Raw genomic sequence first — 18,762 nt, 5'->3', positions numbered from 1 at the left:
AGCCGCAGCTGGCCGCGCTGAAGGAGCGCTATCCCGACGACAAGGTGAAGCAGCAGCAGGAGATGATGGAAATCTACAAGAAGGAGAAGATCAACCCGATCGCCGGCTGTCTTCCCGTCGCCTTGCAGATTCCGGTGTTCTTCTCGCTCTACAAGGTGCTGTTCGTCACCATCGAAATGCGGCACGCGCCGTTCTATGGCTGGATCAAGGATCTGTCGGCGCCCGACCCGACCAACCTGTTCACCTTGTTCGGCCTGTTGCACTTCGATCCGACGCAATTGCCGGTGCTGGGGTCCTATCTCGCGCTTGGCGTATGGCCGATGATCATGGGCGTCACCATGTGGTTCCAGTTCAAGCTCAACCCGACGCCGCCGGATCCGACGCAGCAGATGATCTTCGGCTGGATGCCGCTGATCTTCACCTTCATGCTCGCGGGCTTCCCGGCGGGTCTGGTGATCTACTGGGCATGGAACAACACGCTGTCAGTGATGCAGCAGAGCTTCATCATGCACCGCAATGGCGTGAAGGTTGAACTGTTCGACAACCTGAAGGCGACGTTCGGCTCGAAGAAGGCCGAATCGAAAACCTGACGGCCGCGCTGAGGCGTGGGCGGAATCTCAATTCGTCATGGCCGGGCCCGTCCCGGCCATCCACGTCTTCCTTTTCCGCCAAGTAGCAAGACGTGGATTGCCCGGGACAAGCCCGGGCATGACGACAGATGGAATCCTTCGCAATGTCCGCTGAACCCGATGCGAAGCTGATCGAACAGGCCCGCAAATTGTTCGCGGGCGACTGGCAATTCATCTGGGCCTCGCCCTCGATCGAGACGCTGCCGCCGATGGCGGGGATGGAGGTTGCATTTGCCGGCCGCTCCAATGTCGGCAAATCGAGCCTGATCAATGCGCTGACGGGGCGCAACGCGCTGGCGCGGACCTCGAATACGCCGGGCCGCACTCAGGAATTGATCTTCTTCGAAGGGCCCGACCAGGCCGGCTTCCGGCTGGTCGACATGCCCGGGTACGGTTACGCCTCCGCGCCAAAGGCCAAGATCGCGTCCTGGACCGCGCTGATCCACAAATTCCTGCAGGGCCGCAGCAGCCTGGCCCGGGTCTATGTGCTGATCGATGCCCGGCACGGCCTCAAGGAGGTCGATCTCGACGTGCTGAAGACGCTCGACAAATCAGCCGTGAGTTATCAGATCGTGCTGACCAAGGCCGATCAGGTCAAGCCGGCCGAACTGGAGCAGCGCATCGCCGACGTTACGGCAGCACTTTCAAAACACCCCGCCGCCTTTCCGGAAATCATCGCGACATCCTCGCAAACCGGCGCCGGGATGCCGGAACTGCGCGCAGCGATGGTGCGCCTGCTTGGCGAGCGTCGGCGATGACGCAATCCCGCCTGTTGCGCATCCTGATCATCCTGGCCGGCGTGATGGGCGCCGATGGCGTCATCCTGGCGGCGGCATCCGCCCATCAGGGCGACGCCGCGCGGCTCGTGCCGGCCTCATCGATGCTGCTGTTTCACGCGGTCGCCGTGCTTGCTGTCGTGGCCTTGATCGAGCGCGGGGTCATTCATGCCGGAATCGGCCTTTCCGCCGCCTTCGGCTTTGTCGTCGCGGCGGCGCTGTTCGCCGGCGATCTGACCTTGCGGCAATTTGCCGGCCACAGCCTGTTTCCTTTTGCCGCGCCGACCGGCGGCACGCTGCTGATCGTGAGCTGGCTGACGCTCGCGGTGGCCGCCGCATGGCCGCGGCGGGAGTGAGCGTTCCCTTCTTCCTTCTCCCCTTGTGGGAGAAGGTGGGGCAGGCGGCCTCCGGCCGCCGTCTCTTGGAACGCCGATGCTATGCATCGGCTATGGCGCGCCGGATGAGGGGTCTTGATCCGCGGAAGCAACCCCTCACCCGTCGCCTCACTTCGTGAGGCGCCACCCTCTCCCACAGGGGGAGAGGGAAGAAAGCAAGCGGCGCTTTGCGCCCTGCGCCGCAATCGGATAGAAACCGCCCGACTCTTGCACACTGTGAGACCCGCTTCATGACCGACGCGCCATATATCAGTCCGCTCGATCAGGCCCGCATCCTGTCCGAGGCGCTGCCCCACATGCAGCAATATGACGAGGAAACCATCGTCATCAAATATGGCGGCCATGCCATGGGCGCGGAAGACCTCGCCAAGGCGTTCGCGCGCGACATCGTGCTGCTCGAGCAGACCGCCATCAATCCGGTGGTGGTGCATGGCGGCGGCCCGCAGATCGCGACCATGCTGAAGCGGCTCGGCATTCAATCGGAATTCGCCGCCGGCCTGCGCATCACCGACGCCGCGACCATCGAGATCGTCGAAATGGTGCTGGCGGGCTCGATCAACAAGCAGCTAGTCGGCTATATCAACGAGGCCGGCGGCAAGGCGGTCGGCCTGTGCGGCAAGGACGGCAACATGGTGACGGCGTCGAAAGCGACCCGCACCATGGTCGATCCGGGCTCGCATATCGAGAAGGTGGTCGATCTCGGTTTCGTCGGCGAGCCCGAAAAGGTCGACCTGACCCTCCTCAATCAGCTGATCGGCCATGAACTGATCCCGGTGCTGGCGCCGCTGGCAACCTCGAAGACGGGGCAGACCTTCAACGTCAATGCCGACACGTTTGCCGGCGCGGTGGCGGGCGCGCTGAAGGCCAAGCGGCTATTGCTGTTGACCGACGTTCCCGGCGTGCTCGACAAATCGAAGAAGCTGATACCGGAACTCTCGGTGAAGGACGCGCATAAGCTGATCGCCGACGGCACCATTTCCGGCGGCATGATCCCGAAGGTCGAAACCTGCATCTACGCGCTGGAGCAGGGCGTCCAGGGGGTCGTCATCATCGACGGCAAGACGCCACACGCGGTCTTGCTGGAACTGTTCACCAATCAGGGCACGGGTACGCTGATCCACAAGTGATGAATCACGCGGTCACGCCAACGAAAGCCGTCTTGGCCGGAATTATTCCGGCCATCGCCCTCTTCGCAAGCGCCGCGCCCGCGCAAGCCGACCTCAAGCTCTGCAATCGCATGAGCTATGTGATCGAGGCGGCGATCGGCATCGACGACAAGGCCGCCACCGCCACGCGCGGATGGTTTCGCATCGATCCGGCGGCATGCCGCGTGGTCGCACAGGGCACGCTGACCGCCGACCGCATCCTGCTCAACGCGCGCGCGCTCGGTGTCTACGGCTCATCGCCGATCCCGCAGAACGGCAGCGACACGCTCTGCATCGCGCCCGAGAATTTCGTGATCGCGGCCGCCCGCCAGTGCCGCCCAGGGCAAACGCCCGCGTCCTTTACCCAGATCACCCCGACCCAGGCCGATGACGGCAATCTGGTGGCCTATCTCGCAGAGGACAGCGAATATGACGACGAGCAGGCGAGGCTTGCCGGCATTCAGCGGCTGCTGGTGATCGCGGGCTACGACGCCGCGCCGATCGACGGCGTCGACGGTCCGAAAACACAAGCCGCGTTGGCCGCGTTCCTGAAAAGCCGCGGGCTGACGGCGGATGTCGTGCAGTCGCCGAATTTCTTCGCGACCATGATCGAGGCGGTGCAGTCGCCATCTTCGACGGGACTTACCTGGTGCAATGACACGCCGCACAAGGTCATGGCCGCGGTCGGCACCGACGACGGCAAGACCGTGACCAGCCGCGGCTGGTATCGCATCGATCCCGGCAAGTGCCTGCATCCCGACGTCACCGGCCAGCCCAAGCGGATTTTCAGCTTCGCCGAAGCCGTCGATGCCGAAAACCGCACCGTCAAGTTCAAGGACAAGCCGCTGAACTGGGGCGGCGCGACCCAGCTTTGCACGCGCGAAAACAAGTTCGAAATCACCGAACAGAGCGACTGCGGCACCCGCGGCCTCGCCTCGGCCGGCTTTACCGCCGTCGACATGTCGGGCGGCGGCAAGACGCTGCGCTTTGCGATGCCGTGATTCCTGGTCGTCCCTGCGAAAGCAGGGACCCATAACCACCAGCCAGAGTTTTGGATTCCCGATGTTAGCAACGTTAAGAACCCCTCGCACAGTGCCCGTTACGCCAGCCGCGGAGTATGGGTCCCTGCTTTCGCACGGACGACGGCTTGAGAGTGCCATAACGCGATGACCTCCCCCACCTTCACCGACATCGACACCTGGGTGTTCGATCTCGACAACACGCTGTATCCGCACCACGTCAACCTGTGGCAGCAGGTCGATCAGCGGATCGGCGAGTTCATCGGCGCCTATCTCAAAGTACCCGCCGATGAAGCGCGCCGGATCCAGAAGGACTACTACCGCCGCTACGGCACCAGCATGCGCGGCATGATGACCGAACATGGCGTGCACGCCGACGACTATCTCGCCTACGTGCACCAGATCGACCATTCGCCGCTGCAGCCAAATCCGGCGATGGGCGCGGCGATCGCAAAACTCCCCGGACGCAAATTGATCCTGACCAACGGCTCGACCGATCATGCCGACAAGGTCTTGCAGCGGCTCGGCATCGGGGCGCATTTCGAAGCGGTGTTCGACATCATCGCCGCAGAGCTGGAGCCCAAGCCTGCGCCGCAGACCTATCACAAATTCCTCGATGTGCACGACGTCAATCCCGGGACCTCGGCAATGTTCGAGGATCTCGCGCGCAACCTCGTCATTCCGCATCAGCTCGGCATGACCACGGTGCTGGTGGTGCCCGACGGCTCAACAGAAGTCGTGCGCGAGGACTGGGAGCTGGAAGGCCGCGATGATCCCTGTGTCGATCACGTCACCGACGATCTGACGGGGTTTTTGCAGGGACTGATCGGAGCGTCGTAAGCCTTGCTTCTGCTCTCACGTCATCCGTGCGAAAGCAGGGACGACCACAACGCAAACCTTGACTCTCCCGCCCCAAATCCCGAAAAAGCCCCTCCGATTTGCCGCTACGGCCGTCGCCCAAGGAAATCCCGATGTCGCTTCCCGCCCTCGAATCCACCATCAACGCCGCGTTCGATGCCCGCGATGGCATCTCTGCCGCGACCAAGGGCGAAGTCCGCGACGCCGTGGATCATGCGCTCGACCTGCTCGACAAGGGCGAGGCGCGCGTTGCCGAGCGGCAGGCCAGCGGCAAGTGGGTGGTCCATCAATGGCTCAAGAAGGCGGTGCTGCTGTCGTTTCGCCTCAACGACATGAGCGCGATCGCCGGCGGCCCGGGAAAAGCGTCATGGTGGGACAAGGTGCCCTCGAAATTCGAGGGCTGGGGCGAAAACCGTTTTCGCGACGCGGGTTTTCGCGCGGTGCCGGGCGCCATCGTCCGCCGCTCCGCCTTCATCGCCAAAAACGTCGTGCTGATGCCGTCCTTCGTCAACCTCGGCGCCTATGTCGATGAATCGACCATGATCGATACCTGGTCGACGGTCGGCTCCTGCGCCCAGATCGGCAAGCGCGTGCACATTTCCGGCGGCGTCGGGATCGGCGGCGTGCTCGAGCCGCTGCAGGCCGAGCCCGTGATCGTCGAGGACGATTGCTTCATCGGTGCGCGCTCGGAAGTCGCCGAGGGCGTGATCGTGCGCAAGGGCGCGGTGCTGGCGATGGGCGTGTTCCTCGGCGCCTCCACCAAGATCGTCGATCGCGACACCGGCGAGACGTTTGTCGGCGAAGTCCCCGAATATGCCGTCGTGGTGCCCGGCACCTTGCCGCCACGGCCGCTGAAGAATGGCCAGCCCGGCCCTTCCACCGCCTGCGCCGTGATCGTCAAACGCGTCGACGAGCGCACCCGCGCCAAAACCAGCATCAACGAGCTGTTACGGGACTAGATTCGAACCCAATGCCGGTCCATGCGACCAATATTCCGAACGGCCGGCGATTTCCGGCCGTCCGGAGATTGCGATGGACTACGCCAGGTTACTTTTCAGCTTTAAGGGCCGAATCAACCGCGCCAGATTTCTGGTTGTGCAGCTGGCTCTCCTCACATTCTGGTTCATAGCGTGGCCCAAGCTCCCGATTTTCCTCTCGTCATTATGGATCCTCGTCGTCGCAATTGTGATGGCCTGGATCAACACCGCCACGACGGCCAAGCGGCTGCACGATCGCAACTGGAGCGGCTTTTGGGCAATTCCAATCGTTATCCTTAATCGTCTCTCCCTCCTGTACTATGGTCTTTTCCTGGGACTCTCCTTCGGCGTTGATGTTTCGATCGCCAGGGAATTGCTGCTCGTGATGGTTGCGGTGGCCATGTCCCTGCTGGGGACCTGGATTTTCATCGAGTTGTATTTCCTGATGGGCACCGACGGGCCCAATCGGTTCGGGCCTGATCCGTTGGCGACTGTCCCTGCCGGCGTCCCCACAAACCTGCCCCCGGGCCAATACAGCGTTCCCCGATTTCTGGTGCACAGCGCCGGCCCAACGCCGCTTACGCGGGATTGAGATCGAACCGGAATCGATCAATCGCGACCAATGACCGAAGCGCGGCCGTTTCTCGGCCGTCCGGAGGCTGCGATGGACACCAAATGGCTGCTGTCCCGATTCGATGGCCGCATCAACCGCGCCAGATACTGGCTCGCGGCGCTGATCATCCTGGGCTCGATGGTCGTTGCGCTGATGCTGCTGGCCGTCTTCTGCCTCATCCTCGGCATTCCCACCGGCCCCCTCACGATCAACCTCGTGGGTATTGCCGCATCCTTCCAGCTCGATGATAGCGACACCGGAGCGCTGCTTCCAAAACTCGTCGCGGTGCTGATGACGCTGGTGTTTGCGTGGTTCTTTGCGATCGCCTCGATCAAGCGACTTCACGACCGTGACAAGCCTGGTTGGTGGATAGTTCCCTTTATCATCGCACCCGGCCTCCACGCCCAATTCGGGGACTGGCTTCGCGGCTCCGGGCTCGAGTTCTTGGTCGGGCTTGCGGTGTTGATTGCTTCCGTCTGGGGCTTTGTCGAGATGTCCGGCCTGAAGGGGACAAACGGACCCAACCGGTTCGGGCCCGATCCGCTGGCGCCGATCGATGCACGGCCACGCTGGGACCAGCACAGCGGGCTAGAATTTCTTTCACACAAAGCTGGCCCATCGGCAGGCGCAACTAGTGTGCCGGGCGAGACCTAAGGCGAAGAGCCGTGCTTACGTTGGGCTGTCTTGGCGCCGCGACCCCGACCTGCCTCGAACCGAAATCCATCGCCTGCGACCAATTGATGGGATAGCGGCCATTCCCCGCCGCGCCCAGGGTTGAGCGATGGTCAAATTGACGGACAACGCGTTTCTGTTCAGCTTCGAGGGCCGCATCAACCGCGCCAAGTACTGGTATGCGCTGTTTGCCGGTACGGCTTTCTGCCTCGTTGTCATGTCGGTCCTGGCGTTCGCACTCGGCGGCTTCTTCGGCGTCAGCGTCAAGTCCGTGAGCATCAAGCTCGTCGATCTCTTCGGCCTTCCCCCATCACTGCCCGTTCACGCAACCTTCGGCGGTGCCGATCCACAATCGACAGGCCCGCTGATTTCCCTGCTGTTCAATTTGGCCGGAATCCCGGTCCTCATTTTCGGCCTGTGGTTCCTGGCGGCGACCACGACCAAGCGGCTGCACGATCGTGACAGGAACGGCTGGTGGTTCGTCGTTTTTTTCGCTGCGCCGACTTTGCTCGGCAGCATCAGTAGCGGAATTGATGAATTGATCGCAGCGGACCTGCTTGCGCTGGTCGCCGTCATTCTCAACCTTTGGGGTATCGTCGAACTGGTCTTTCTGAGGGGGACCAGCGGCCCCAACCGGTTCGGGTCGGACCCTTTGGCACCAGCCGATCCGATCGATACGCGGCCGGGCTGGGACCAGCAGAGCGAGCTGGAATTTGTTCCCCACAAAGCTGGCCCACCGGCCGGCGCGCATGTTATGCGGGGGCATGACTGACGCCCTCTCGATTGCCCGCGATCTCCTCCGCTGCCCCTCGGTAACCCCGGCCGACGCCGGTGCGCTTGGGGTTCTCGAAAATCTTCTGACTGCCGCCGGCTTCGAGGTGCATCGCGTCACCTTCGGCGAGCCCGGCACCGCCGATGTCGACAACCTCTATGCGCGGATCGGCACGTCGGCCCCGCACATCAGCTTCGCCGGCCATACCGACGTGGTGCCGCCGGGTGACGAAAGCGCGTGGACCCATGGCGCGTTCGCGGGCGATATCAAGGACGGCTTTCTCTACGGCCGCGGCGCCGTCGACATGAAGGGGGGCATCGCCTGCAGCGTCGCTGCGGTATTGCAGTATCTCGCCGGCCATGGCGGCAAGCCCAGGGAAGACGGCACGGGTTCGATCTCGTTCCTGATCACCGGCGATGAGGAAGACATCGCCGTCAATGGCACCATCAAGCTGTTGCAATGGGCGGCGAAGCGCGGCGAGAAATTCGATCACTGCGTGCTCGGCGAACCCAGCAATGTCGAGACCCTCGGCGATTGCATCAAGGTCGGCCGCCGCGGCTCCCAATCAGGCACACTTTATGTCGACGGCGTGCAGGGGCACGTTGCCTATCCGCATCGCGCGGCAAATCCGGTGCCGGATATTGCACGGTTGATCGTGGCGCTCAGCGACGAGCCGCTCGACCCCGGCAGCGCGCAATTCCAGGCGTCGAACCTCGAATTCACCTCCGTCGATGTCGGCAATGCCGCCAGCAATGTGATCCCGGGACAGGCGCGGGCCAAATTCAACATCCGCTTCAACGATCTCCATACCCAACAAACGCTGCGCGAACTGGTCGAGCAGCGACTTGAAAAAGCGTCGGGCAACCGGATTCGCGCGCGGATCGTATGGGAGCCGTCCAATGCCAACGTATTTGTCACAAAACCAGGCGCCTTCACCGATCTCGCGGTCGCGGCGATCGAGCAGGTCACAGGACGGAAACCTGAACTGAGCACCAGCGGCGGGACTTCCGACGCGCGCTTCATCGCGAGCTACTGCCCGGTGATCGAGTTCGGCCTGGTCGGCCAGACCATGCACCAGATCGACGAGCGGACGCCGGTTTCCGATCTGGAGAAACTGACCGCGGTCTATCGCGGGATCCTGGATCGGTATTTTGGGTGACTTCTCCCTCGCCCCGCTCTTGCGGGGAGAGGGTTGGGGTGAGGGGCTCTCACTGCATATTTGGACTTGCGGATAGTCCCCCTCACCCGGCGCTACGCGCCGACCTCTCCCCGCAAGCGGGGCGAGGTTAGGAAAACTCAATAATCCACCCGCACCAGATAGAGCCCTTGCGGCGGCGCGACCGGGCCGCAGGCGGCGCGGCTTCTGGCGGCCAGCGCTGCGGCGAGATCGTCGGCGCTCCAGCGGCCCTCGCCGACCCACACCAGCGAGCCCACCATCGAACGCACCTGGCTGTGCAGGAACGCGCGCGCCGAGGTTACGATGTTGACGGCATCGCCGTCCCTCACGACATCGAGTTGGTCGAGCGTTCGTTCCGGCGATTTCGCCTGGCATTCGGTGTCGCGAAAGGTGGTGAAGTCGTGCTTGCCGACCAGTTTTTGCGCGGCAGCGTGCATCGCGTCGGTGTCGAGCGGCCGCGGCAGCCGCCAGGCGCGGCCGATGTCGAGCGCGAGATTGGCGCGGCGATTGGCGATCCGATAGAGATAATGCCGCTTTTTCGCGGAAAACCGCGCTTCGAAACTGTCGGGCACGATTTCGGCACTGAGCACGCCGACCGGATGCGGGCGCAGATGCGCGTTCAGGCCGTCGCGAAACCGGCCCGGCACAAAATGCTTGGCGATATCGCAATGCGCGACCTGCCCCAGCGCATGCACGCCGGCATCGGTGCGGCCCGCGCCGTGAACGCGAACCTGCTCGCCGCAGATCGCCTCGACCGCGTCTTCCAGCGCGCCCTGCACCGAAGGGCCATTGTCCTGGATCTGCCAGCCGCTGAACGGCGCGCCGTCATATTCGATGAGAAGTTTGTAACGGGGCATATCGGTCCAAAAAGGTCGTCATCATCCGCGAAAGCGGATGATCCAGTACTCCGAGACGTCTCGGTTCAATCTCAAACGCCGCGGCGTACTGGATACCCCGCCTTCGCGGGGTATGACAGCGTCACGCAAGCCGCATCGGCGGCTTCAATGGCGTGCCGCGCAAGAATTCATCCGCCTTCATCGGTTGCTTGCCGGCCCGCTGCAGTTCGAGAATCCGCAGCGCGCCTTGCTGGCAGGCAACCGTCAGGCGGTCGTCGAGCAACTCGCCCGGCGCGCCGGATCCATCCGCGATCTCGCCGCGCAGGATCTTGACCCGCGCCGGCGCGCCTTCGATCGTGATCTCGCACCACGCGCCGGGAAACGGCGAGAGCCCGTGAATATGGCGGAGTACTTCCCGCGCGGGCCTGGTCCAGTCGATGCGCGCCTCGGCCTTGTCGATCTTGGCGGCGTAGGTGACGCCCTCGCTACTTTGCGGTGTGAGTTGCAACCTGCCGCGTTCCAGCGCACCGATTGCGCGCACCATCAGGCCGCCGCCAAGCGGCGCCAGCGCGTCGTGCAGATCGGCCACCGTCATCGTATCGGTGATTGCCAAGCGCTCGGCCATTGCCACATCGCCGGTATCCAGCCCGGCATCCATTTTCATCACCATCACGCCGGTCTGGGTATCACCGGCCATGATGGCGCGGTTGATCGGCGCCGCCCCGCGCCAGCGCGGCAACAGCGAGGCGTGCAGATTGAAGCAGCCGAGTTTTGGGGCATCCAGAATGGCCTGCGGCAGGATCATGCCATAGGCGACGACCACGGCGGCTTCGGCATGATGCGCGCGGAATTGCTCCAGCGCTTCCGGCGTCTTTAATGTCGTCGGCGTGAACACCGGGATGTCGAGTCGCCTGGCTTCGACTTCGACCGGGCTCAATTGCAACTTCATGCCGCGCCCGGCGGGCTTGGCCGCTCGCGTATAGACCGCCGCAATCTCATGGCCATGGGCCACAAGCTCCAGCAGCGTCGGCACCGCGAATTCCGGCGTGCCCATGAAGATCAGACGAAGCGGCATGTTAAGGACGACTTCCTGCAAAGCGAATTTCGACGGTCGGGGACAGGTCTTGTTCCCTCCCCCCTTGTGGGGGAGGGTTAGGGAGGGGGGCAAGCCACACGCGCCGGAGTTTGTGGCTCACCCCCCTCTCCACCTCTCCCCCACAAGGGGGGAGAGAGCACATCGCGCGATGCCGTACTACCGTGACTGCGCACGATACGCACCGGTGCCGCGTTCGAGATTTTTTCTCGCCAACTCACTCCGCCGCGCGCTTGGCGGCCTTGGCAAATTTCTTCAGCACGCGGTCGCGCTTGAGCTTCGACAGATAATCGACAAACAGCACGCCATTCAGATGATCGATCTCGTGCTGGATGCAGGTGGCGAACAGGCCCTCGGCGTCTTCCTCATGCACCTTGCCGTCGAGATCCGTGAAGCGGAAGCGCACCTTCGCCGGCCGCTCGACCTCCTCGTAATATTCGGGGATCGACAGGCAGCCTTCCTCGTAGACCGACATCTCCTCCGACGACGACAAAATCTCGGGGTTGATGAAGACCCGCGGCTTCGGCGTGGTCTCGCCGTCCTCGTTTTTCTTGGCGATATCCATGGTGATGAGCCGCAGCGGCTGGGCGACCTGGATCGCGGCGAGCCCGATCCCGGGCGCCTCATACATGGTCTCGAACATATCGTTGGCGAGCTTGCGGATCTCCGCCGTGACCTTTTCGACGGGCCTGGAGACGAGCCGCAACTGCTTGTCGGGCAGGATAATGATTTCTCGAAGTGCCATGATTTCTCTAATGCCTTGGCGGGCGATTTAAGCTGCTGATTTGCCGGGGTCAATGCGGGGGAACCGGCTGTTTACCCGCGCTTAACCATGAATCCTAGGAAAGCGTTAACCATAAAAATTTACCCCATATTCACCATAAATGTTCCCTCTTCGTTCGTGTTCAAGGCCGAATCGGCTACAACGGCGGCATGAACGAGATTCTTTTCAGGATCGGCGAGCTGCCGGTCCGCACCGGCGAGGCGCTGATCGGGTTTGGCGTGCTCGCGCTCATCCTGCTGTTGGTCATCGCCGTCGTGATCGCCCGGTCCGGCCGGCGCGGGCTGGAAATGGCGATGGCGCAGGCGATGCGCGCCGACGAACTTGAAGAGCGCGTGGGCGAAATGCTGCGCGCGCAGAGCGAGGCCACCGGCCGCGTCGACGCGATGGGGCAGGCGCTGGCCGGACGCCAGGCCGAAATGGCCCGCGCCGTCAACGAGCGGCTTGACACGGTGACCCACCGCGTCGGCCAGTCGATGGAGCAGACCACGCGCAACACCATGGACAGCCTGCGCGTGCTGCACGAGCGGCTCGGCATCATCGACAATGCGCACAAGAATCTCACCGACCTGACCTCGCAGGTTACCACGCTGCGCGACGTGCTGGCCAACAAGCAATCGCGCGGCGCATTCGGGCAGGCGCGGATGGAGGCGATCGTCCAGGACGGCATGCCGAAGGGCGCCTACGAATTCCAGCACACGCTCTCGACCGGCAAGCGGCCGGATTGCGTGGTGTTCCTGCCCGATCAGCGGCCGCTCTGCATCGACGCGAAATTTCCTCTTGAAGCGATCACCGCACTGCATGACGCGCGCACCGACGAGGAAAAGAAAATCGCCACCCAGCGGCTGCGCGCCGATGTCATGAAGCATGTCGGCGACATCGCGGAGAAATACCTGATCGCCGGCGAGACCCAGGATACCGCGCTGATGTTCGTGCCGTCGGAATCGGTTTACGCCGAGATCCACGACGGCTTCGACGATGTGATCCAGAAGGCCTATCGCGCCCGCGTCGTGCTGGTGTCGCCGTCGCTGCTGATGCTGGCGATCCAGGTAATGCAGCAGATCCTGAAGGACGCGCGGATGCGCGATGCCGCCGACCAGATCCGCACCGAAGTGCTCAATCTCGGCGACGATCTTACGCGCTTGCGCGAGCGCGTGCTCAAGCTGCAGAAGCACTTCTCCGACGCCAACGAGGACGTCCGCCAGATCCTGATTTCCGCCGACAAGATCGAAAAGCGAGCGGGGCGGATCGAGGAGCTCGACTTCAGCAAGACCGAAGCGCCCGTGGAATCTCCGCGCCTCGTCAAGCCAGCCACCCCCGAGCTGTTCCCGCTGCCGCGCAAGCTGCAGGCGGGGGAATAGGGGCTACGCTGTCATCGCCCGGCTCGACCGGGCGATCCAGTGTTTCAGAGGCGGCCGATGGGGGCACGCAGCTTCTACGTCTACATCCTTGCCAGCCGCATCGGCGGGACGCTCTACATTGGCGTGACCAACGATCTTATTCGCCGTGTGGCCGAGCACCGCCTGAAACAAGTGAAAAGCTTTACCAAGAAATATTAGGTTGGCAGGCTGGTCTATTTCGAGCAATTCGATGATGCCGAAAACGCGATCCACCGGGAAAAGCGATTGAAGAAGTGGAATCGAGCCTGGAAAATTCGACTGATCGAGGAACTCAATCCCAATTGGGACGATCTGTACCCAGGCATAGCCGGCATTTGAGCTTTTGAAGTCATGCTCTCCTTCTCCGTCATACCCCGCGAAAGCGGGGTATCCAGTACGCCGCGCCCTCTGGGGACAGACTGAGACGTCGCTGCATACTGGATCGTCCGCCTTCGCGGACGATGACGGCTGAGTAAACGGCTCGAGCCGGGGCAAGGGAGTACAGGCGCCGCCACCCGAATCTGCTAACACCCTCCCATGATCGCACCGGAAGCCACGCCTTCACCCGCAAATCCCGCCACCCCCCGCGCGACCTTCAGCGAAAGCCTGGCAGTGTATCTGCAACGCCGTGTGCTTATCGTCTTGCTGCTCGGCTTTTCCTCCGGCCTGCCGCTGGCGCTGTCGGGCTCGACGCTGCTGGTGTGGATGCGCGAATCCGGCGTCGACCTCGGCACCATCGGGCTTTTTGCGCTTGTGGGAACGCCTTACACCCTGAAATTCCTCTGGGCACCATTGGTCGATGCGCTGCATGTGCCGTTGTTCACGCGCATCTTCGGCCGCCGGCGCGGCTGGCTGGTGTGCTCGCAATTGGCGCTGATCGCAGCGATCCTGCTGCTGGCGCTGACCGACCCGGCGCGCTCGCCGCTGTTCGTCGCGCTTGGCGCGTTGCTGGTGGCGGCGATGTCCGCGACGCAGGACATCGTGGTCGATGCCTTCCGCGTCGAGAGCCTGCCCGAGAGCGAGCAGGCCGCCGGCATGGCGTCCTATGTCGCGGCCTACCGTGTGGGCATGCTGGTCTCGACCGCGGGCGCGCTGTTTCTGGTGAGCGCGTTCGAAGGCACCGGGATAGCGCGCTCATCCGCCTGGATGTGGGGCTATGTGACGATGGCAGCGTTAGTGCTGATCGGCACCGTCACCGCGCTCGCCGCCACCGAGCCCGGGCAATCGGCGCGCGCGGAGGCCGCGACCAGCACCGAGACCGCATTTGCGCGCGTACTGCACGCTGCGACCGGCGCGTTCTCTGAATTCCTGGTGCGCAAGGACGCGCTGGCGGCGCTCACCTTCGTGGTGCTGTTCAAGTTCACCGATGCCTTCTCCGGCACCATGACCGCGCCGTTCGTGATCGACCTCGGCTTTTCCCGCAACGACTATGCCGCCATCGTCAAGGGCGTTGGCCTTGCCGCGACCCTGATCGGCGGATTTGCCGGCGGATTTGTCGCCCGGCGCTACTCGCTGGCCGCCAGCCTGTGGATCGGCGGCGTGCTCCAGGCAGTCGCCAATCTGTCATTCTCGTGGCTGGCGCTGGCCGGCGTCAACCAATGGGCGCTGGCGTTTGCGATCACGGCGGAGAATTTCACCAGCGCCATCGGCACCGTGATCTTCGTCGCGTATCTGTCGGCGCTGTGCCAGAATCCGCTGCACACCGCGACCCAATACGCGCTGCTCACGGCGTTGGCCGCGGTCGGGCGCACTTATTTATCCTCGGGCGCGGGCTACGTAGCGAAGGCCACCGGGTGGCCGGCCTTCTTCGCGATCTGCGTGGTGGTCGCGGTGCCGAGCCTGATCCTGCTGGCCTGGCTGCAGCGGCGCGGGCACTTCGCGGCGCTGGAAGCGGCGAAGGTCTAGACTCTCGCGGTTGTCATCACCCGCGAAAGCGGGTGATCCAGTATTCCACTGAGGTTGCGATCGAATCGAAAAGCCGCCGCGTACTGGGTCGCCCGGTCATGGGCGAGCGGAAGCGACGCCGTCCTTCGGACGGATATGCCGGGCGATGACAGCAGTGCTTGCGGCCACGACGGCGCAATCAATGCTTGCTCACCACGCTCCATTTGGTGACCACCGCCTCGCTCATCTGGCCGGCGTCCTGCGCGCAGGCGACCTCATCGATCCTGAGCGAGACTTCCTTGCCGATAAAGCCTTTCAGCTGCGCGGCCTGGGCGTCGCTGTTGGTGACGATCTGAAACGTCTCCGGCCCGGTTTCCAGACCGCAAAGGTCGTTCGGCGGCGGCAAGCGGTGCGGCTCGCTGGTGAGCTGGTAGGTGGCGGAGCGCTTGCCCTTCTTGCCGCCGCGTATTTTCAGGGCATTGAGCTCTCCCGACAACACCTCGCCGGCACGGATCAGCTTGCCCGCCTTCGGCGCGGGTTCGGCCTGATCGGCCTGCTGCGCCCAGGCAGCGGGCGCAGCCAGGGTCGTCGCGATGATGGCGCCCAAGGCCAGCCGTTTGGCGAATCGTCGTTTCGTCATGTCGATCGTTTCCGTATCTGGTTGCTAGAACAGGGTTCGCTGCCGCATCGCGGCGGACAGCGTGCCTTCGTCGAGATAGTCCAGTTCGCCGCCGACCGGCACCCCGTGCGCAAGACGCGTCACCTTGACGCCCGCCTCCTGCAACAGGTCGGTGATGTAGTGCGCGGTGGTCTGGCCGTCGACGGTGGCATTCAGCGCCAGGATGATTTCGGTCACCTGCGAGGCGTGGGCGCGCGCCACCAGCGCGTCGATGGTCAGGTCCTGCGGGCCGACGCCGTCGAGCGGCGACAGAGTCGCTCCCAGCACGTGATAGAGACCATTGGTCGCGTGCGCCCGCTCCAGCGCCCAGAGGTCGGCGACGTCGGCGACCACCACGATGATCGATTGATCGCGCCGCGGATCGGTGCACACCGTGCAGGGATTCTGGGTGTCGATATTGCCGCAGGTTTTGCAGACCTGGATCTTGTCGATCGCCACTTGCAGCGCGGCGGAGAGCGGGGCCATCAGCGCTTCGCGCTTCTTGATCAGATGCAGCGCCGCACGCCGGGCCGAGCGCGGGCCAAGCCCCGGCAACCGCGCCAGCAGCTGGATCAGGCGTTCGATTTCGGGACCGGCAACCGCAATTGGCATGTCTGTTAGCCGAGACCCAGTCCCGGCGGCAGGCCAAGGCCGCCGGTCAGCGCCTGCATCTTTTCCTGCATGGCGGCCTCCGCCTTACGCTTGGCGTCGTTGAGCGCGGTCACCAGCAGGTCCTCGAGGATTTCGCGCTCGTCACCCTTGATCAATGACGGATCGATCTTGACGGCCTTGACGTCCATCTTCGCGCTCATGCGCACGCTGACCAGGCCGCCGCCCGAGATGCCCTCCACCTCGACATGGCCGAGCTCCTCCTGCATCGCCTGCATCTTCGACTGCAACTGCGCCGCCTGCTTCATCATGCCAAGAAAATCAGCCATCCACGTTCCTTCCGAAATTGCTACTGGTCGTCGCCGTCGGAGCTTTCGGCGGGGTCTTCCACGCTGGCATGGGATTCCGGCGGCTCGGGGGCAAGCTTGCGCACCTCGACCACCTTGGCGCCTGGAAACCGCGCCAGCACCTCCTGCACCCGCGGATCGGATTCAGCGGCGCGCTCGCGCCGGTTCTTCGCGACTTCGTTCTGCGAACGCAGCGTCGGCTGTCCGTCTTCGTTGGACACCACCACGGTCCAGCGCCGTCCGGTCCATTGCTCCAGTTTGCGCGAGAGATCATTGATCAACGTCCGCGCCGCGCTGCGCTCCAGCGCAACTTCGAGCCGTCCGTCCTCGATGCGAACCAGCCGGACGTCGGCCTCCAGTGCGGCCTTGGTCAGCAAATCTCGCTTCTCGCCGGCGAGCGCCACCAGTTCCGGAAAGCTTGCAATCCGGCGCGCCGGCGCGGACTGCGCTTCGGCCGACGGCGCGGTCATCTGCGGCCGCACCGAAGCCTCGGCATTGGCGCGTGGCGCGGCGGCCGCCCGCGCCGGCGACGGCGGCATCGACGAAACCGGCGCGGCCGGGGCAGCTCGCGCCGACGCCGCGTTTCCCGCAAGGGCGGGCGAGGCCCCGCCATTCTGCTCGATCATCCGGATCGCTTCGTCCGGCGTCGGCATGTCGGCGACATAAGCGATGCGCACCAGCACCATTTCCGCAGCGGCCGCGGGCCGGGTGGCTTCTCGGGCCTCGGTGATCCCCTTGAGCAGCATCTGCCACATCCGCGACAGCACGCGCATCGAGATCTTGGCGGCGAAGTCGCGGGCACGCAGCCGCTCGGTTTCGCCGAAGGCGACATTGTCCGCGGTCGCCGGCACGATCTTGACGCGGGTGACGAAGTTGACGAATTCGGCGAGATCCGACAGCACCACCACCGGATCGGCGCCGGTGTCATACTGCTCGCGAAACTCCTTGAACGCGCCGGCGATATCGCCGCTAACGAGCTGCTCGAACAGGTCGATCACGCGCGTGCGGTCGGCAAGGCCGAGCATCTGCCGCACCGCGTCGGCGCGCACCGGGCCCGCGGCATGGGCGATCGCCTGATCGAACAGCGACAGCGAATCGCGCACCGAGCCTTCGGCCGCCCGCGCGACGATGCCGAGCGCTTCCGGTTCGACTTCGACGCCTTCTTTGGCCGCGATATTGGCAAGATGGCTCATCAGCACATCGGCCTCGACCCGGCGCAAGTCGAAGCGCTGGCAGCGCGACAGCACCGTGACCGGCACCTTGCGGATTTCGGTGGTGGCGAATACGAATTTGGCGTGCTCCGGCGGCTCCTCCAGCGTCTTCAGGAAGGCGTTGAAGGCCGCGGTCGAGAGCATGTGGACTTCGTCGATGATATAGACCTTGTAGCGCGCGCTGGCCGGCGCGTAGCGCACGCTGTCGTTGATCTGGCGCACATCGTCGACGCCGGTATGGGAGGCGGCGTCCATTTCCAGCACGTCCATATGCCGGCTTTCCATGATGGCCTGGCAATGGATGCCCGGTACCGGCATGTGGATGGTCGGACCCTTCACCGATCCGTCAGTCAATTCATAATTGAGCGCACGCGCCAGGATCCGCGCCGTGGTGGTCTTTCCGACCCCGCGTACGCCGGTCAGGATCCAGGCCTGCGGAATGCGTCCGGTTTCGAACGCATTGGAGACGGTGCGCACCACGGCGTCCTGGCCGATCAGATCGTCGAAACTGGAGGGACGGTATTTCCGCGCCAGCACGCGATAGTGCTTGCCGGCCTCTGGCGCACCACCGAGATCGAAGCCGCCCGCGTGGACGCCTCCGGAATCGGTAGGGGGTATCAAGGGAGCGCCAGCGTCGGTCATCGATCGATCCGCAATTGATTATCTCTCGAAGCCGACTTTGCGGATTGTTCGTACCCTACCGCAGATAAGTACACGCAATCTGCGTAAACTTGATTGCGAAGCAAAACCGGTACCCACTTTTGCGGAATACGCACCGAGGCGAAATCAAGCGCAGGACAACTTACCGCTTTTGCGCGATTCGCCCGAAAAAACAGGTAGGAGACTGACGAGCGACCCGATCCGGACCTCGTTAGGGCTGCTTCCTTCCGGACCTGACCCGGTTGGCGAGTGGCTCGTCCACCGCCAATCT

At 63.8% G+C, this 18,762-nt stretch carries 20 protein-coding genes, 1 other RNA gene and 1 pseudogene; 14 read left to right on the top strand and 8 right to left on the bottom strand.

Annotated features, from left to right (window positions below):
• From yidC to dapE, 11 genes are all read left to right on the top strand, one after another.
• On the top strand, positions 1–590 hold a 590-nt coding region (yidC, locus tag E8A46_RS24605), incomplete at its 5' end, for a membrane protein insertase YidC (protein ID WP_291566771.1).
• A 143-nt stretch (positions 591–733) separates the two neighbouring features.
• Complete coding sequence (yihA, locus tag E8A46_RS24600; RefSeq protein ID WP_291566769.1) at positions 734–1,387, top strand: ribosome biogenesis GTP-binding protein YihA/YsxC; 654 nt, start codon at positions 734–736, stop codon at positions 1,385–1,387.
• Positions 1,384–1,761, top strand: coding sequence for a DUF423 domain-containing protein (locus E8A46_RS24595; protein ID WP_291566767.1), 378 nt, complete (start codon positions 1,384–1,386; stop codon positions 1,759–1,761). The genes yihA and E8A46_RS24595 overlap by 4 nt, the downstream gene beginning before the upstream one ends.
• A gap of 269 nt (positions 1,762–2,030) precedes the next feature.
• Positions 2,031–2,927, top strand: a complete 897-nt coding sequence (gene argB / locus E8A46_RS24590; protein ID WP_291566764.1) for an acetylglutamate kinase — start codon at positions 2,031–2,033, stop codon at positions 2,925–2,927.
• Positions 2,928–2,959: 32 nt separating this feature from the next.
• The gene (locus E8A46_RS24585; RefSeq protein WP_291566762.1) at positions 2,960–3,946 is read left to right on the top strand and encodes a DUF1036 domain-containing protein; all 987 of its coding nucleotides are present in this window, start codon (positions 2,960–2,962) and stop codon (positions 3,944–3,946) included.
• Positions 3,947–4,111: 165 nt separating this feature from the next.
• On the top strand, positions 4,112–4,804 hold the full coding sequence (locus tag E8A46_RS24580; RefSeq protein ID WP_291566760.1) for a pyrimidine 5'-nucleotidase: 693 nt from the start codon (positions 4,112–4,114) through the stop codon (positions 4,802–4,804).
• A gap of 131 nt (positions 4,805–4,935) precedes the next feature.
• Positions 4,936–5,781, top strand: a complete 846-nt coding sequence (dapD, locus tag E8A46_RS24575) for a 2,3,4,5-tetrahydropyridine-2,6-dicarboxylate N-succinyltransferase (protein ID WP_291566756.1) — start codon at positions 4,936–4,938, stop codon at positions 5,779–5,781.
• Between the two features lie 73 nt (positions 5,782–5,854).
• Positions 5,855–6,391 carry a DUF805 domain-containing protein gene (locus E8A46_RS24570; protein WP_291566755.1) on the top strand — a complete coding sequence of 179 codons (537 nt, stop codon included), beginning with the start codon at positions 5,855–5,857 and terminating at the stop codon, positions 6,389–6,391.
• 30 nt (positions 6,392–6,421) lie between these two features.
• Positions 6,422–7,066, top strand: a complete 645-nt coding sequence (locus tag E8A46_RS24565; RefSeq protein ID WP_291566754.1) for a DUF805 domain-containing protein — start codon at positions 6,422–6,424, stop codon at positions 7,064–7,066.
• Positions 7,067–7,193: 127 nt separating this feature from the next.
• Positions 7,194–7,856, top strand: coding sequence for a DUF805 domain-containing protein (locus E8A46_RS24560; protein ID WP_291566753.1), 663 nt, complete (start codon positions 7,194–7,196; stop codon positions 7,854–7,856).
• Positions 7,849–9,015, top strand: coding sequence for a succinyl-diaminopimelate desuccinylase (gene dapE, locus E8A46_RS24555; protein WP_291566751.1), 1,167 nt, complete (start codon positions 7,849–7,851; stop codon positions 9,013–9,015). Before E8A46_RS24560 ends, dapE begins: the two co-directional genes overlap by 8 nt.
• Before the next feature lie 137 nt (positions 9,016–9,152).
• Here the strand turns inward: dapE and truA are convergent, their stop codons facing one another.
• The 3 genes from truA to def all read right to left on the bottom strand — a co-directional run bounded on the left by truA (position 9,153) and on the right by def (position 11,707).
• Entirely contained in the window at positions 9,153–9,890 is a 738-nt protein-coding gene (truA, locus tag E8A46_RS24550) for a tRNA pseudouridine(38-40) synthase TruA (RefSeq protein ID WP_291566749.1), read from the bottom strand.
• A 121-nt stretch (positions 9,891–10,011) separates the two neighbouring features.
• Positions 10,012–10,944 carry a methionyl-tRNA formyltransferase gene (gene fmt, locus E8A46_RS24545; protein ID WP_291566748.1) on the bottom strand — a complete coding sequence of 311 codons (933 nt, stop codon included), beginning with the start codon at positions 10,942–10,944 and terminating at the stop codon, positions 10,012–10,014.
• 235 nt (positions 10,945–11,179) lie between these two features.
• A complete protein-coding gene (def, locus tag E8A46_RS24540) occupies positions 11,180–11,707 on the bottom strand; it encodes a peptide deformylase (RefSeq protein WP_291566745.1) in 528 nt (175 codons plus the stop codon).
• A 188-nt stretch (positions 11,708–11,895) separates the two neighbouring features.
• Here def and rmuC point away from each other — a divergent pair, with 188 nt between their 5' ends.
• The 3 genes and pseudogenes from rmuC to E8A46_RS24525 all read left to right on the top strand — a co-directional run bounded on the left by rmuC (position 11,896) and on the right by E8A46_RS24525 (position 15,027).
• Positions 11,896–13,104: a DNA recombination protein RmuC gene (rmuC, locus tag E8A46_RS24535; protein ID WP_291566742.1), complete on the top strand. Its 1,209-nt coding sequence runs from the start codon at positions 11,896–11,898 to the stop codon at positions 13,102–13,104.
• Positions 13,105–13,161: 57 nt separating this feature from the next.
• Positions 13,162–13,461: pseudogene (locus tag E8A46_RS24530) on the top strand (GIY-YIG nuclease family protein).
• 198 nt (positions 13,462–13,659) lie between these two features.
• Positions 13,660–15,027: an MFS transporter gene (locus tag E8A46_RS24525; protein ID WP_291566740.1), complete on the top strand. Its 1,368-nt coding sequence runs from the start codon at positions 13,660–13,662 to the stop codon at positions 15,025–15,027.
• 178 nt (positions 15,028–15,205) lie between these two features.
• Here the strand turns inward: E8A46_RS24525 and E8A46_RS24520 are convergent, their stop codons facing one another.
• The 5 genes from E8A46_RS24520 to ffs all read right to left on the bottom strand — a co-directional run bounded on the left by E8A46_RS24520 (position 15,206) and on the right by ffs (position 18,762).
• On the bottom strand, positions 15,206–15,646 hold the full coding sequence (locus E8A46_RS24520; protein ID WP_291566738.1) for a hypothetical protein: 441 nt from the start codon (positions 15,644–15,646) through the stop codon (positions 15,206–15,208).
• Positions 15,647–15,670: 24 nt separating this feature from the next.
• Positions 15,671–16,276 (bottom strand): recombination mediator RecR, encoded by a 606-nt coding sequence (gene recR / locus E8A46_RS24515; protein ID WP_291566736.1) that lies wholly within the window; start codon positions 16,274–16,276, stop codon positions 15,671–15,673.
• A gap of 5 nt (positions 16,277–16,281) precedes the next feature.
• Positions 16,282–16,602, bottom strand: a complete 321-nt coding sequence (locus tag E8A46_RS24510; protein WP_291566733.1) for a YbaB/EbfC family nucleoid-associated protein — start codon at positions 16,600–16,602, stop codon at positions 16,282–16,284.
• A 20-nt stretch (positions 16,603–16,622) separates the two neighbouring features.
• Positions 16,623–18,473 carry a DNA polymerase III subunit gamma/tau gene (locus E8A46_RS24505; RefSeq protein ID WP_291566731.1) on the bottom strand — a complete coding sequence of 617 codons (1,851 nt, stop codon included), beginning with the start codon at positions 18,471–18,473 and terminating at the stop codon, positions 16,623–16,625.
• Positions 18,474–18,669: 196 nt separating this feature from the next.
• Positions 18,670–18,762, bottom strand: an RNA gene (gene ffs / locus E8A46_RS24500) — signal recognition particle sRNA small type.

Source organism: Bradyrhizobium sp., assembly GCF_004799445.1.
GTDB lineage: Bacteria > Pseudomonadota > Alphaproteobacteria > Rhizobiales > Xanthobacteraceae > Bradyrhizobium.
The sequence above is the reverse complement of the archived record's forward strand: the minus strand, read 5'-3'. Positions and strand labels throughout refer to the sequence as shown.